The 14,472-nt window shown below is 66.6% G+C and carries 12 protein-coding genes and 1 pseudogene; 3 read left to right on the forward strand and 10 right to left on the reverse strand.

Annotated elements, in window-relative coordinates; translation table 11 throughout:
- Positions 1-55: 55 nt before the first annotated feature.
- A pseudogene (locus tag L0C59_RS05230) lies at positions 56-706 on the forward strand (extracellular solute-binding protein); the annotation flags it as partial.
- A gap of 51 nt (positions 707-757) precedes the next feature.
- A complete protein-coding gene (locus L0C59_RS05235; RefSeq protein WP_243090149.1) occupies positions 758-2,620 on the forward strand; it encodes an aldehyde ferredoxin oxidoreductase family protein in 1,863 nt (620 codons plus the stop codon).
- Here L0C59_RS05235 and L0C59_RS05240 read toward each other — a convergent pair.
- From L0C59_RS05240 to hisF, 5 genes are read right to left on the reverse strand one after another with little or no spacing between them, the layout of a single operon-like run.
- On the reverse strand, positions 2,617-3,291 hold the full coding sequence (locus tag L0C59_RS05240) for a DUF58 domain-containing protein (RefSeq protein WP_243090150.1): 675 nt from the start codon (positions 3,289-3,291) through the stop codon (positions 2,617-2,619). The genes L0C59_RS05235 and L0C59_RS05240 overlap by 4 nt on opposite strands.
- Positions 3,288-5,048, reverse strand: coding sequence for an adenosylcobalamin-dependent ribonucleoside-diphosphate reductase (locus L0C59_RS05245; RefSeq protein WP_243090151.1), 1,761 nt, complete (start codon positions 5,046-5,048; stop codon positions 3,288-3,290). Before L0C59_RS05245 ends, L0C59_RS05240 begins: the two co-directional genes overlap by 4 nt.
- Positions 5,049-5,057: 9 nt before the next feature.
- Positions 5,058-6,026: a class II fructose-bisphosphatase gene (gene glpX, locus L0C59_RS05250; protein WP_279232538.1), complete on the reverse strand. Its 969-nt coding sequence runs from the start codon at positions 6,024-6,026 to the stop codon at positions 5,058-5,060.
- A gap of 17 nt (positions 6,027-6,043) precedes the next feature.
- Entirely contained in the window at positions 6,044-6,679 is a 636-nt protein-coding gene (gene hisIE / locus L0C59_RS05255; RefSeq protein WP_243090152.1) for a bifunctional phosphoribosyl-AMP cyclohydrolase/phosphoribosyl-ATP diphosphatase HisIE, read from the reverse strand.
- On the reverse strand, positions 6,654-7,433 hold the full coding sequence (gene hisF / locus L0C59_RS05260) for an imidazole glycerol phosphate synthase subunit HisF (RefSeq protein ID WP_243090153.1): 780 nt from the start codon (positions 7,431-7,433) through the stop codon (positions 6,654-6,656). The genes hisIE and hisF overlap by 26 nt, the downstream gene beginning before the upstream one ends.
- Before the next feature lie 90 nt (positions 7,434-7,523).
- Between hisF and trmFO the strand changes: the two genes are divergently transcribed.
- The gene (gene trmFO, locus L0C59_RS05265; protein WP_243090154.1) at positions 7,524-8,837 is read left to right on the forward strand and encodes a methylenetetrahydrofolate--tRNA-(uracil(54)-C(5))-methyltransferase (FADH(2)-oxidizing) TrmFO; all 1,314 of its coding nucleotides are present in this window, start codon (positions 7,524-7,526) and stop codon (positions 8,835-8,837) included.
- On the opposite strand, the gene L0C59_RS05270 is transcribed toward trmFO, so the two are convergent.
- Genes L0C59_RS05270 through L0C59_RS05290 form a run of 5 tightly spaced genes read right to left on the reverse strand, consistent with a single transcriptional unit; the run spans position 8,814 to position 14,352 of the window.
- Entirely contained in the window at positions 8,814-10,274 is a 1,461-nt protein-coding gene (locus tag L0C59_RS05270; RefSeq protein ID WP_243090155.1) for a Mur ligase family protein, read from the reverse strand. The two genes, trmFO and L0C59_RS05270, sit on opposite strands and share 24 nt — an antisense overlap.
- Positions 10,271-10,879 (reverse strand): deoxynucleoside kinase, encoded by a 609-nt coding sequence (locus L0C59_RS05275; protein WP_243090156.1) that lies wholly within the window; start codon positions 10,877-10,879, stop codon positions 10,271-10,273. The genes L0C59_RS05270 and L0C59_RS05275 overlap by 4 nt, the downstream gene beginning before the upstream one ends.
- Before the next feature lie 11 nt (positions 10,880-10,890).
- Entirely contained in the window at positions 10,891-11,499 is a 609-nt protein-coding gene (locus L0C59_RS05280) for a deoxynucleoside kinase (protein ID WP_243090157.1), read from the reverse strand.
- Between the two features lie 20 nt (positions 11,500-11,519).
- The gene (locus tag L0C59_RS05285; RefSeq protein ID WP_243090158.1) at positions 11,520-12,569 is read right to left on the reverse strand and encodes a S1C family serine protease; all 1,050 of its coding nucleotides are present in this window, start codon (positions 12,567-12,569) and stop codon (positions 11,520-11,522) included.
- 4 nt (positions 12,570-12,573) lie between these two features.
- Positions 12,574-14,352 (reverse strand): arginine--tRNA ligase, encoded by a 1,779-nt coding sequence (locus L0C59_RS05290; RefSeq protein ID WP_243090159.1) that lies wholly within the window; start codon positions 14,350-14,352, stop codon positions 12,574-12,576.
- Positions 14,353-14,472: the final 120 nt, after the last annotated feature.

Raw genomic sequence — 14,472 nt, forward strand, 5'->3', positions numbered from 1 at the left:
GGAAGGCGCGGAAGTCCCTTGGGGTTATGCCCTATGGAGGTTTTGACGTGTACATAGCCTGGGGGGAAGCTACCTGAAAAACGGCAAGCTGGTCCTGAACTCCAAGGAGGCGGTGGAGGCCCTCACCCTTCTGCAAAACGGGGTGAAGGAGGGGTGGGCCAAGGCCATCACCTCCGGATACATCAACCAGAACCTGGGCTCCGGCCCTTACGCCTTCAGCGTGGATACCTCCGCCGGCTACACCTACTACCGCCAGGGGGCCAAGTTTGACCTGGGGGTGGCCACCCTGCCGGGCCGCACCCCCGGGCAGCCGGGTTTCGGCCTGGTCCAGGGCACCAACCTGGTGGTCTTCCGCCAGGCCAGCAAGGAGGAGCAGGCGGTGGCCAAGGACTTCCTGCAGTTTGTCCTTTCCCCCAGGGCCCAGGCGGTCTTTGCCACCGCCACCGGGTACGTGCCGGTCACCGAGGGAGCCCTTAAGGACGCGGTCTACCAGACCTACGCCGCCGAGAACCCCGACTTCGCCACCATCGTGCGCCAAGGCCGTTACGCCAGGTTTGAGCCGGCCTTGGCGGAGTGGGAACAGATCCGTTTTGATATCCTGGGCCAGGCCATCAAGGAGGCCATCTTGAACAAGGCGGATCCCAAGTCCGTCCTGGACAAGGCCCAGAAGCTGGCCGAGGATCTTTTGGCGGGGAAGACCCGCTAGCGGAGGCGGCTTAACCCCTGGGGTCAAGGCCCCAGGGGTTAAACTTTGCTTATGCCCAAGGGCTATCACGACCGCGTGGCCTTCGTGGATCTCTCCACGGGACGGACCTGGTATGAGAGCTACGGCGAGGCGTTTTGGAGGAAGTTCCTGGGGGGCAGGGCCCTTTCCGCTTACCTCCTCCTGAAGCACGTGCCCCAGGGAAGAGACCCCCTGGGCCCGGAAAACGCCCTTATCTTTGCCCCCGGCATCCTCACGGGTACGCCCATCTCTGGCTCGGGCCGCAACACCGTGGCCGCCAAAAGCCCCCTCACCGGAGGGTACGGGGATGCGGAGGCCGGGGGGTTCTTCGGGGCCGAGATGAAGAACGCCGGCCTGGACGCCCTGGTGGTCCTGGGGCAGGCGGAGGAGCCCGTATACCTTCACCTCGAGGGGGGCCAGGTGGCCCTTTACCCGGCTTCCCACCTCTGGGGTAAGGACCCCTTGGAGGTGGAGACCCTCCTCAAGGCGGCGCACGGGCCCAGCACCCGCGTGGCCCAGATCGGCATCGCCGGGGAAAACCGGGTTCTCACCGCCAACGTGATCCACGACCTGGCCCACTTCGCCGGGCGGGGGGGGCTGGGGGCGGTGATGGGGGCCAAGCGCCTGAAGGCGGTCTCCGCCCGGGCCAGGAAGGACACGCGTCCCGCTTACCACGATCCCGCCCTCCTTTCCACCCTGGCCCGGCGCATGGCAGGGGAGCGCATGGAAAGGGCTGCAGGCCTGGTCACCATGGGCACCGTGGGCACGGTGAAGCCCTTCAACCTCCGGGGGGTTCTTCCCAGCCACAATTTTCTGGATGGTTTCCTGGAAGGGGCCGAGGCCTTGGACGGCACCAGCCTGGATGCCCTGGGCATCCGCATTGGCCGGGATACCTGTTACGCCTGCGCCATCCGCTGCAAGCAGGTGGTGCGGATTGAGGGCACCGGCAGGTACGACGTGCGCCCCGAGTACGGGGGGCCGGAGTACGAGGGGCTTGGGGCCTTGGGTTCCACCTGCGGGGTAACGGATCCCTATGCGGTCACCAAGGCCAACACCCTTTGCAACCAGTACGGCCTGGACGTGATCGGGGTGGGGGTGACCATAGCCTCGGCCATGGAGGCGGTGGAGAAGGGCTATCTGGACGACGAGGGCCTGGGGCTTCGCTTCGGCAACGGGGATGCCTTGATCGCCGCCATAGAGAAGCTGGCCCGCAAGGAGGGGCGGCTTGGGGAGCTCTTGGCCTTGGGGTCCAGGCGGTTTTCCGAGGCCATTGGGCATCCGGAGCTGGCCATGCAGGTAAAGGGCCAGGAGGTGCCCATGCACGACCCCCGGTACAAGCGGGCCCTGGGGGTGGGGTATGCGGTGAGCCCCACGGGGGCCGACCACAACCACAACCTGCACGACACCGCCTTCGCCAAGGAGGGGAAGGCCCTAAAGGAGCTTCGCTTCTACGGGGAAGACTTCGCACCCCTCCCCCCGGAGGACCTTTCCGAGGCCAAGATCCGCATGCTCTGGACCAAGACCCGGGAGCGGGGCTTCGTGAATAGCCTGGTGCTGTGCGACTTCGTGCCCTGGACCCCGGAGGAGTGGCAGGAGGCGGTCTACGCCACCACGGGGTGGCGGCTTTCCTCCCAGGAGATGCTGGAGGTGGGGGAGAGGACCTTGCAGCTCACCCGGCTTTTCAACCTGCGACACGGGATCGGCCCGGAGGAGGACCGCCTGCCTGAGCGGTTCTTCCAGCCCTTCCGGAAGGGCAACCCCGAGGCCCATCTGGACCCCCATGCCTTCCGGGAGGGGGTGCGCACCTACTGGCGGCTTGCGGGGTGGGAGGAAGGGGGCGTGGATCCTGAAAGGCTAAGGGCCCTAGGGCTCGAGGAGTTTGCCGGGGCGGACTAGAGGGGCTCCACCACCCCCTGCCGGAGGAGGGCGGGAAGGGGAGGCTCGCCCACCTTCAGGAGGGCGTAGTGTCCCCGGAGAAGGGCCAGGAGGCGCAGGGCTTTTAGGTGCTCCTCGAGGGCCTTTTGGTAGTCCTTCACCTCCTCCGGCCCCACGGGGAGGGATTCCCCGGTTTCCACATCCCTGAGGAGGGCCGCCTCGAGGGGTGGGGACAGCTCCACGGGCGCCAGGACCTGGACCAGGACCACCCGCCTCGGAAGGACCCTGGGCCAAGGCAAAGGGTCTAGCCCGTCGGTGATGAGGACCAGGGTGCCCCGGCCCGGACGAAGGGCCTCCGGCCTGCCCCGTTCCAGCCGGGCCAGGGCGTCCTCCTGGCGGGCGATTCCTAAGAGGAGCCTCGCCACCTCCTCCCCATAGGCCAGCTTGCCGAAGAGGCGCATGCTTTCGCTTTCGTCCAGGTGGATGCGAAAGCGGCTTCGCTCGGGTGCGGTTTCCAGGCGGGTGTAGAGCCTTCCCGTCTTGGCGTAAGCCCGCCAGTGGACCCGCCTTACCTCGTCCCCAGGGGCATAGGGGCGGAGCTCATAAAACTCCCCCCCCAGGCCCTTCCTGCGGGCCAGCCGCTCCCCGGGGTAGGGAAAGTAGGGCTTGGTGGCGATGCGGTAGCGGGTCATGCCGTTTGGCAGAAGGTGCAGACCCCCACCGGGGGTAGGGGTTCGATGACCTCCTCCCGGCTTCCCTCCCGGAAGACGGTGAGGCCCTTGCACCCCTCCTTCCAGGCGGTGAGGAAGAGGTTTTCCACCACCTCCTTGGGGGTTTCCCGGGGGAGGTTCACCGTGGAGGAGATGCTTTGGTCCACATGGCGTTGCAAGATGGCCTGGAGGCGCACCCTCCCGAAAGGATCCACGGTGTGGGCCGTGGGCCAGTCCGGCACCTTGCCTCCCCGCTCCCTGCGGTACCGCTTCAAGAGGGGATGTTCAGCTAAGAACACCTGCCCCCCGGCGTGGCGCAGGTAGGTGAGGGCGAAGATGGGCTCTATCCCGCTTGTCACCCCAGCCAGGATGGAGATGGAACCGGTGGGGGCGATGGAAAGGAGGGCGGCGTTCCTCAGGCCCCTTTCCACCGCCTGGATGAGGGCTTCGGGTAGGGCCTGGATGAAGGGGCTTTTGAGGTGCTCCTTGGGGTCAAAGGCGGGGAAGGATCCTTTGTGCCTTGCCAGGCGGGTGCTCTCCCAGTAGGCGGCTTCCTTGATGCGGCGCATGGCCTCTTGCGCGAAGGCTAGGCTTTCCTCCGCCCCATAGGGCAGGCCCAGCATGGCCAGGGTGTCCGCCAGGCCCATGATCCCAAGGCCGATGCGCCGGCTTCTTAAGGAAGCCTCCCGCTGGGCCCTTAGGGGGTGGCGGTTTTTCCCCAGGTCCACCACCGCATCCAAAAACCGCACGGCTAGACGGGTGGCCTCCTCGAGGCCAGCCCAGTCCAGCCGGGCCCTTTCCCTGAAGGGTTCCTGCACGAAAGCGGCAAGGTTCAGGCTTCCCAGGTTGCAGGCCCCATAGGGTTCCATGGGCACCTCCCCGCAGACGTTGACCCCCTCCACCTCCATCCCCCCGTACTGGGCCGTGGCCCAGGTGCGCACCCGATCCCAAAAGAGGAGGCCGGGTTCGGCGCTTTGCCAGGCAGCCTCCACCAAAAGATCCCAAGCTTCCTTGGCCCGGATGGTGCGGGTTAGGCGCTCCCGGGGTGTGGTAAAGGAAAGCGTCCAGGGTTCGTCGGCCAAGGCGGCCTGTAAAAAGGCGTCCGTGGCCCTTAGGGAGATGTTGGCGTGGCGCACCCGGCTGCGCTCGGGGTCGGTTTTGGCCTGGAGGAACTCCAGGAGATCGGGATGCCGGTCGGAGAAGGTGAGCATCAAGGCTCCCCGCCGGCCTCCGCTGGCACCCATGACCCCCGCCAGGGTGGAGAAGAGCTCCATGAAGCTCACCGCCCCCGAGCTCTCCACGCCCGCGTTGCCCACCTTGGCCCCCTTGGGCCTTAGGACATCGGCGTTGGTGCCCACCCCGCCCCCGTAGGCGAAGGTGCGGGCGGCCTCGTCCAGGAAGCGGGTGATGCCCTTTACCGAGTCCTCCCGGATGGGGATGTAGTAGCAGTTAAAGAGGGTGGACCGGCGCCAGTTCCCCAGGCCAAAGAGGATCCGTCCCCCGGGGACGAAGCGAAAGTCGGAGAAGAGCCAGGAGAACTCCCTTGTGGCGCCCTTTTCCGCTCGGGCGGCCTCCCGGACCAGCCGCCGCCACATCTCCTCTGGGGTGGCTTCCAGGAGCCGGCCTTCCGTGTCCTTGAGGGCGTAGCGGTGGAGGAATACGGAGGCCCTGAGCTCATCGCCCTGGAAGAAATCCAGGGCAAGCCTTAGGGCTTCTTCCTCGGCGTACCTGCGGGGCACGCCCTTAGTCTAAACCCGAATGGTGACCCGGGCCCCGGTTTCATAGAGGTGGATGGAATCTATGAACCGCACGGTGCGGGTGGCGTGGCCCAGGACGATGGAATGGGTCCTGGCCCCGCCCCCGAAGAAACGCACCCCCTGGAGGATATCCCCGTCGGTGATGCCGGTGGCGGCGAAGACGATCTCCCTCCCCGGGGCCAGGTCCTCGGTGCGGTAGATGCGGTTCTCATCCCCGCCCATGGCCTTGAGCCGGGCCCGCTCCTCCTCGTTTTGTGGGGTGAAGCGGGCCTGGATCTCCCCGCCCAGGCACTTTAAGGCGGCGGCGGCCAGCACGCCCTCGGGGGCCCCGCCGATCCCCATCACCGCGTGCACCCCCGTGCCCCGGATGGCGGCGGCCAAGGCGGCGATCACGTCCCCATCGGAGATCAGCTTCACCCTTGCCCCCGCCTCCCGGATCTCCCGGATGAGGCGTTCGTGGCGGGGTCGGTCTAGGACCACCACCACCAGGTCCTCCACGGAGCGCTGCAGGGCCAGGGCCAAGGCCTTCAAGTTGGCGGAAACCGGCCAGGAAAGGTCCACAAGCCCTGCGGCCGGGGGAGGGACGATGAGCTTTTCCATGTACATGTCGGGGGCGTGGAAGAGGCCCCCCTTCTCGCTGATGGCGATCACGGTCACGGCATTGGGCAGGCCCTTGGCGGCGGTGGTGGTGCCCTCCACGGGGTCCACGGCGATGTCCACCTCCACACCGCCCTGCCCCAAAACCTCCCCGATGTAGAGCATGGGGGCCTCGTCCATCTCCCCTTCGCCAATCACCACCGTGCCCTTAATGGGAAGCTCGTTCAGGACCCGGCGCATGGCTTGGGTGCCCGCCTCGTCCACGGCCTCCTTATCCCCCTTGCCCGCCAGGCGGCTTGCCGCCAGGGCAGCCTGTTCGGTTACCCGCACCACCTCGAGGACCAGCCGGCGTTCGATTTCCATGTTTCCATCATAAGGGCTTAGTTGGCAGCATGGCCGCCTTGGGGCCGGTGCCGCTCCCAGAGGGTCCTGGCCAGGTCCTCGAGGCTGACCCCCGTTTCCGCCAGCACCAGGAGGAGGTGGAAGAGGAGATCCGCAGCCTCCCAGCGCACCTCCTCAGGGTTTTGGTTCTTGGCGGCGATGATGAGCTCCCCGGCCTCCTCCCCGATCTTCTTCAGGATGCGGTCCAGGCCCGCCTGGTGGAGCCTGGCCACGTAGCTTCCCTCGGGGAGGGTTCTAAGGCGCTCCTGGATGGTGGCGTAGACCTGGGAAAGGACCAAGCCCAGGCTGGGTTCGCCGGAAAGGAGGGGGCGGTGGAAACAGCTTCGCTCCCCCGTGTGGCAGGCGGGGCCATGGGGGAGGACCCGGTAGACCACGGCATCCCCGTCGCAGTCCAGGAGGACCTCCACCACCTCCTGGATGTTCCCCGAGGTCTCCCCCTTGCGCCACAAGGCCTTTCGGCTGCGGCTAAAGAAGGTGCTCCGCCTCGTCCTTAGGGTTTCCTCCAGGGCTTCCCGGTTGGCATAGGCCAGGGTCAGGACCTCACCCGTTTGGGCATCCTGCACCACCACGGGCACCAGGCCCTCTGGGTCAAACTTCACTTGGGATAGATCCATCTAGGCGCACCTCCAAGCCCCTTTCGGCCAGGAACCGCTTGAGTTCGGGTATGGGGATCTCGCCGAAGTGGAAGACGCTGGCGGCCAAGGCGGCGTCGGCTCCGGCCAGGAAGGCCTCGAGGAAATGCTCCTCTCTCCCCGCCCCCCCGCTTGCGATCACCGGCACGCTCACCGCCTCGGCCACCATGCGGGTAAGCCTCAGGTCATAGCCTTCCTTGGTGCCGTCCTTATCCATGCTGGTGAGGAGGATTTCCCCGGCGCCGAGTTCCGTTCCCCTCACGGCCCATTCCACCGCGTGAAGCCCCGTGGGGATGCGTCCCCCGGCGATATAGACCTCGGGGAAGTCCCCGTTCCAGCGGGCGTCTATGGCCAGGACCACCGCCTGGGAGCCAAAGTGGTGGGAAAGCTCCTGGATCAGCTCCGGGCGCTTCACCGCGGCCGAGTTCACGCTCACCTTGTCGGCCCCGGCCAAAAGGAGCCTGCGGGCGTCCTCCAAGGAGCGGACCCCTCCCCCCACGGTCAAGGGGATGAAGACCCTTTCCGCCACCTGGGCCACCACCTCCAGGAGGATGGCCCGCTCCTCATGGGTGGCGGAGATGTCCAGGAAGACCAGCTCATCGGCGCCGGCCTCGTCGTAGGCCTGGGCGGCCTCCACGGGGTCGCCCGCGTCCCGGAGGTTGACGAAGTTCACCCCTTTCACCACGCGGCCCCCGTGGACGTCCAGGCAGGGAATGATGCGCTTGGCCAGGCTCATAGGGGATACACCTTCAGCCGGTGCCGCACCGCCATAGGGTCATTTTACCCGCCCTTTTTCCGGATCCGGCCCGGGTGGTAGCATAGGGGGATGGAACGGGTAACGGTGGTGGGCGGAGGCCTGGCGGGAAGCGAGGCCGCCTGGACCCTGGCGCGGCTTGGGGTTCCCGTGCGCCTTTACGAGATGCGCCCCAAGCGCATGACCCCAGCCCACGCCACGGGACACCTGGCGGAGATCGTCTGCTCCAACTCCTTGGGGGGCGAGGGGCCCACCAACGCCAAGGGGCTGTTGCAGGCGGAGATGCGCCGGGCAGGAAGCCTGGTCATGGAGGCAGCCTTTAGGGCCAGGGTGCCTGCGGGAGGGGCCTTGGCCGTGGACCGGGAGGAGTTTAGCCAGTACGTCACGGAGAGGCTTTCGCGGCATCCCCTTGTGGAGGTGGTGCGGGAGGAGGTGGCGGAGATCCCCGAGGGCCTGGCCATCCTGGCCACGGGTCCCCTCACCTCCGATGCCCTTTCCGAGGCCATACGGCGCCGGTTTGGCGACCCCTTCCTGAGCTACTTTGATGCGGCGAGCCCCATCGTCCTCTACGAGAGCATTGACCTGGAAAAGTGCTTCCGGGCCGGGCGCTACGGGCAGGAGGCGGACTACCTCAACTGCCCCTTGACCGAGGAGGAGTACCGGCGGTTCTACCAGGCCCTCCTCGAGGCGGAGGCCCACACCCCCCATGAATGGGAGAAGCGCGAGTTCTTTGAGGCCTGCGTGCCCGTGGAGGAGCTGGCCCGAAGGGGCTTCCAAACCCTCCTCTTTGGCCCCATGAAGCCCGTGGGGCTTAAGGACCCAAGGACGGGTAAGGAGCCCTTTGCCGTGGTACAGCTTCGCCAGGAGGACAAGGGGGGGCGGATGTGGAGCCTGGTGGGGTTCCAGACGGGTCTTAAGTGGCCCGAGCAGAAGCGGCTCATCCAGATGATCCCGGGCTTGGAAAACGCCGAGATCGTGCGCTACGGGGTCATGCACCGGAACACCTACCTAAACGCCCCTCTTCTTTTGCGGGAGACCCTGGAGTTCAAGGAGGAGGAAGGCCTCTTCGCCGCCGGGGTGCTGGCGGGGGTGGAGGGCTACCTGGAAAGCGCCGCCACAGGGTTCCTGGCAGGCCTCAACGCTGCCCGGCGCTACCAGGGGCTAAAACCCGTGGCCCCGCCGGAGGAGAGCATGCTGGGGGGGTTGGTGCGCTTCCTGGCCAGCGCCAATCCCCAGGGCTTCCAGCCCATGTACGCCAACTGGGGGTTGGTGCCCCCGGTGGAGGGAAGGATGGCCAAGAGGGAGAAGCGGGAAGCCATGTACCAGAGAGGCCTTAGGGCCTTTGAGGACTGGTTGGCTTCCCTAGGGATGCTCGCCCCCACCTAGACCCAAGGCCTTGAGCCCCTCGAGGGCCACCGCCCTTTCGTCCCAGGGCAGGGCCAGGGTGCCCCTTTCCAGGGTGCGTTCGTGCCCCTTGCCGGCCAGGAGCACGGTATCCCCTTCCCGGGCCTCGGCGAGGGCGCGAAGGATGGCCTCCTGGCGGTCGGGGATCAGTTCAAAAAGCCCCCCCTCCTCCATGGCGGCCCGGGCCAGGGCCTTCAGGATGGCCCAAAGGTCCTCCGAGCGGTGGTCCTCCTCGGTGAAAAAGGTCTTGTCGGCCAGCCTCGCCGCCACCCGTCCGATATCCTCCCGCCTCCTGGGGTCCCGTTCCCCGGCAGCCCCCACCACCAGGAGAAGCCTACCCCGGGTGGTGGCCCGCAAGGTCCTTAGGGCTTCCTCCAGGCTTTTCCCCGTGTGGGCGAAGTCGATCACCACCCGGAAGGGCTTTGCCTGCACCACCTCCATCCGCCCCGGCACCCCCCTAAAGGTGGCGAGGCCCTCAAGAACCCTGTCCAGGGAAAGCCCATGGGCCAAGGCGGCGGCGCTTGCGGCCAGGGCGTTATCCAGGTTGTACCTCCCCAGCATGGGCAAAAGGGCTTCTCCCGAGCCCCAGGGGGTGTGCAGGGTAAAGCGGAGGCCTTCCTCCCCTTCCCGCAGCCCCTCCCCCCAGACCTCCCCACCCGGCCCGAAGAGGAGGTGGGGCCTGGAAAGGAGGCGCTTCAGGTGGGGCAGGCGGGTGTTTAAGACGGCGAGGTGGGAGCGCTCCAGCAAAAGGGCCTTGGCGGCAAAGTAGGCCTCTGCGGTGCCGTGCAGGTCCAGGTGGTCGTCGGGGTAGAAGCTCACGAAGACCCCGATGCGGTAGGTGAGCCCTTCCACCCGCTTCAGGGCCAGGGCGTGGCTGGAGACCTCCAGCACCGCGGCCTCTAGCCCCCTGTCCACGGCTTCCCGCAAAAACCCGTACACCTCGGGGGCCTCGGGGGTGGTGAAGTGGCCCATGTTGGGACGGGCCTCCTCCCCCAGGCGTAGCCCCACGGTGGAGAGGAGGGCAGCCGGTTTCCCACCCCATTGCAGGAGGTGGTGAAGGAGGTTTGCCGTGGTGCTCTTCCCCTTGGAACCGGTGACGCCCAAAAGGGCCAGCTTCCGATCGGGCTCGCGGAAGAAGCGGCGGGCCAGGTGGGCCAGGGCCTCCCGGGCATCCCCCACCCGCAGGTAGGGCACGGGAAGGCTCAGCTCCCTTTCCCCCACCACGGCGATGGCCCCCTTGGCCAAGGCCTCGGGGATGAAGTCGTGCCCGTCCAAGGGCTTGCGGTGGGGAAGGGGCACCCCGGGCACGGCCACGAAGACGTACCCGGGTTCCACCCGCCTCGAGTCCAGGGTGAGGCCCAAAACCCGAAGGGGCGGGGCCTGGAGGCCAAAGGGAGCGAGGAGTTCCTGGAGGGTCATAGCCCAATCCGGGAGCGCAGGGCGGCGAGGAGGGCATCGCGGTCCTCCGCCTTTTCCACGAAGTCTACCCGGTCCGCCTCCACCACGTACACGGGGGAGAGGTCCCAGGAGGCGATGAGCTCCTCGTAGAGGGCGTTGAGGCCGAGGAGGTAGCGGTCGGGGAGGTTCTGCTCAAAGGGCCTTCCCCGCTTTCGTATCCGCTCCCTTAAGGTGGGGAGGCTTGCCCGCAGGTAGATGAGTAGGTCGGGCCTCCTGAGGGCTGGGGATACGCTGTGGAATAGATCCATATAGGTCCGCCAGTCCCGCTCCTTCAGGTGGCCTTCCCGGTAAAGGTTCTGGGCGAAGACCAGGGCGTCCTCGTAGACCGTGCGGTCCTGCACCACGGCCCCTGCCCCGTTCACCTCCAGGAGATGCTGGCGCACCCTTCTCGCCAGGAAGAAGACCTGGGAGTGGAAGGCATAGGCCCCCATATCCCGGTAGAAATCCTCCAGGTAGGGGTTTTCGCTCACCGCCTCGTACACCGGCTTTAGCCCCAGGGCCTGGGAGAGCAAGGCGGTGAGGGAGCTCTTGCCGCTACCGATGTTGCCGGCGATGGCCAGGTACATGTTGGGCCCTTTCAGGCGGTCCTGCCGTCCAGGGAAAGGTGGGCCTTCACCAGGGCCACCACCTCCTCCTGGTCGGGACCGGGTTGGCTGTAATCCAGCTGGTCCGCCTCGAGGACCAAAAGGGGGTGGACGTAGCGGGCAAAGTGGCGCTCGTAGGCTTGGGAGAGGGCCTCGAGGTAGGCGGGGTCCATCCCCTCCTCAAAGGGCCGGCCCCGTTTCCCTATGCGTTCCAATAGCACGGGCACCGGGGCCCTCAGGTAGACCGTGAGGTCGGGCGGGGGAAGCCTGGGGGAAAGCTCCCGGTAAAGGTCCAGATAAAGGTCCCACTCGGGGCCTTCCAGGTTGAGGCTGGCGAAGATGGCGTCCTTGTCGAACAGGTAGTCGGCCACCACCCCGCCAAAAAGGGGCCTTTCCCTGAGGCGGGAAAGCTGCCGGTAGCGGGAAAGGAGGAAGAAGACCTGGGTCTTGAAGGCGTAGCGCCTGGGGTCCTGGTAGAAAAGGGGCAGGAAGGGGTTCTCCTCCACCACCTCCAGAAGGGGTTCGGCCCCAAGCCTTTGGGCAAGAAGCCGGGCCAGGGTGGTCTTGCCTGCGCCGATGGGGCCTTCTATGGCGATGTACACGCTTACCTCCGCAAGGTAGCCTAAGGGCTCCTGGGCCTCGCCACCATGGTGAGGGTGACCTCGAGCCTCCGCCCTTCCCGCCATAGGGTAAGCTTTACCCGGTCCCCAGGGCGGTAGCGGGCGATGAGGCGCACCACCTCCGCCTTGCCCTTCACCGCCTTACCGTTCACCGCCAGGATCACGTCCCCCAGGGCGAGAAGCCTCCCCTGGGCGTCCCGCTGGGCCCCCCTTAGGCCGGCGCGGGCTGCGGGACTTCCCGGTTCCACCCGGTCCACCATGGCCCCTTGGGTGGTGGTGAGGCCCACCGCCTTTAGGAGCACCGGCGGGAGCTCCTCCAGGCTGACCAGGCTGGCCCCCAGCCAGCCCCGCTGGGGGATGCCGAACCGCTCCAGGTCCTGGACGCTTTGGGCCACCAGGTCTGCCGGGATGGCCACCCCGATCCCCCCCACCCCCGAGGGCCCTCCCACCACGTCCGCCACCACCCCCACCACCTCCCCTTGCAGGTTCAGGAGGGGGCTTCCCGAGTTGCCCACGGTGAGGGGGGCATCGGTGAAGAGGTATTCCCCCACCTCGGCACCCACGCTGGGGTCGGGGGAGGGAACCTCGAGGGGACCTACGCCGGAGAGGATCCCGTAGGAGGCCAAAGGACCTTGACCGAAGGGAAACCCCACCAACACCACCCCCATGCCCAAAGGAAGGCTCTTGGCGGGGGTTTTGCTAAAGCTTAACGTGCCTAGGGCTTGGAGTCCCCGCACCGTAAGCAGGGCGATGTCAATCCCGGGGTCCACGGCGAAGCGCTCTGCTGGGAAGGCGCGCCCGTCCGCAAGGCGTACGGTGAGGTCGGCTAGGTCCTGGACCACGTGGTAGTTGGTGACCACCCGGAAGGGGCTCACGAAGAACCCCGTGCCCACCACCTGGTTCTCCCCGGGAACGGTGGGGGAGCCCTGTACCCGGACCACCGCGGGCAGGGCCTTTTGGATCACCTGGCTTCGGGCCACCTCCTCGGGGGAGACCAGGCGCTGGCCCAGGGCCAAGAGGGAAAGGAGAAGGGCGAGGAGGACGAGGCGCATGCCCTTACATTACCTCAGGGGCGGGGATGCCCAGGAGGGAAAGCCCCGTCTTCAGGGTTTCCTGCAGGCTCTTCACCAGGCCAAGGCGGAGTTCCCTTAGGCCCGAAGGTGCCGTGAGCACCGGGGTGGCGGGCCTTCCGTTCTCCTTGGCGTTGTAGTAGGCGTTCCAGCTGGCGGAGAGGTCCAGCAGGTACTGGGCGAGAACATGGGGGGTCTTCTCCTCGGCGGCTTCCAGCACCGCCTCCTCAAAGTCCAAAAGGGCCAGGGCCAGTTCCCGCTCGTACGGGGTGGCCTGGGCAGGGTCTGCTTCTGCCCACTCCCCGGCCTTGCGCAGGATGCTGTGGGCCCGGGCGTGGGCATACTGGACGTAGGGCCCCGTATCCCCTTCAAAGGAAAGGGCTTCCGCGTAGCGGAAATCGATCTGCTTCCTGGGCTCCGTCTTCACCATGGCAAACCGGATGGCCCCCAAGGCCACCATCCGGGCCGCTTCCCCCTTGGCGGGGTGGTCGGGGTTTTTCTCCTCTATGACGGCATGAGCCCGCCTTTCCGCCTCCTCCAGGACCTCGTCCACGCTCACCGCCAGGCCCTTGCGCCCGGACATCTGCTTGCCCTCCAGCAGTACGGTTTCATAGGCCAGGTGGAAGGCGCCCTCCGAGAGCTCCGGATGCCCCGCCAGGGCCAAGGCCGCCCGCACCAGGGCCTGGGGGTGGCTTTGGCGCACGTCGATGACGTTGACCGTTTCCCGGGCCCTGGGGGTGTAGGGTTCCCCCTCGGGGGCGCTGGTCCTCAGGGCCGGGTAGTAGGGGTTCTCGTAGGGTTGGAAGTACAACCCCTCCAAAAGGCCCATCTTCCAGAACTGGAAGGCGATGTCCTTGGCGTAGTAGGTGGCGGCCCCCCCGGAGCGCACCAGGACGAAGTAGGGGTCTTCCAGTCCGGGGATGAAGGGGCTTGCGTCCATGACCAGGGCCCCCGCATACTTGCCCTCCGTGGGGCGGAAGACGTGGGGACTCCCTTCCAGGATCCTCAGGGCCTTATGCAAAAGCCCCGCCCGGACGATGTCGGATTCCCACACCAGAAGGTCGTAGTGGGCGTTTAGGGCCTTCATGGTGGCCATTTGGGCCAGGAGGATGCGGTTCACCTCCTCCCTGAGCTCTCCCCGCTCCAGGGCGTGGAGGATTTCCTCTATGTCCCCTTGAAGGCTCGGGTACTCGGGGTCCTGGTGAAGGCGCACGTAGGCCCTGCCGGCGAAGTGGTCGTACTTCTCCTTTCCGTCCCAGAGGAGGCCGTAGTGCCGTAGGGCGAAGAGGGTTTCCGCTGCTTGGCGGCCCGTGTCGTCAATGTAGTTCAGGACCAATACCCTTCGCCCGGCATAGTCCAGGATGCGGGCCAGGCTGTCCCCCAGGGCGATGTTCCGCAAGTGGCCCACGTGGAGCTCCTTGTTGGGGTTAACCGAGGTGTGCTCGATGAGCACCAGGCCTTCCCTCTTAGGGAAAGGCCCCTTGGGCCTCAGGGCCTCCTCTAGGAGATCCTCCGTGCGGATGCGGAAGTTCAAATATCCCCCCACGGGGATGACTTCCTCCACGAATGGGGGAAGGTCCAGGCGGGCCCTGAGCTCCTCGGCGATGGCCTGAGGAGGCTTCCTTAGCTCCTTGGCCAAGGCGAAGAGGGGAACCCCGTAGTCCCCTGGCTTGTCCTTGGGGGCCTTGGCCACCTTCAGGCGGAGGTCCAGGCCCATCTCCTTTAGGGCGTGGCGAATGGCCTCTTCCAGGGCGCGGCGCACCATCAGGGGGTTATCTTACCCCAGGGTTTAAGCCTGTTTTAGACGGCTGGGGTTAACCTGAGGCTATGGGATGGCGACGGTGGGGTGGGTTAACCCTTTGGCTCTTGGGGATGGCTCTTTCCC

Origin of the sequence: Thermus neutrinimicus, from assembly GCF_022760955.1 — a bacterium.
In the GTDB taxonomy this organism is placed as follows: domain Bacteria; phylum Deinococcota; class Deinococci; order Deinococcales; family Thermaceae; genus Thermus; species Thermus neutrinimicus.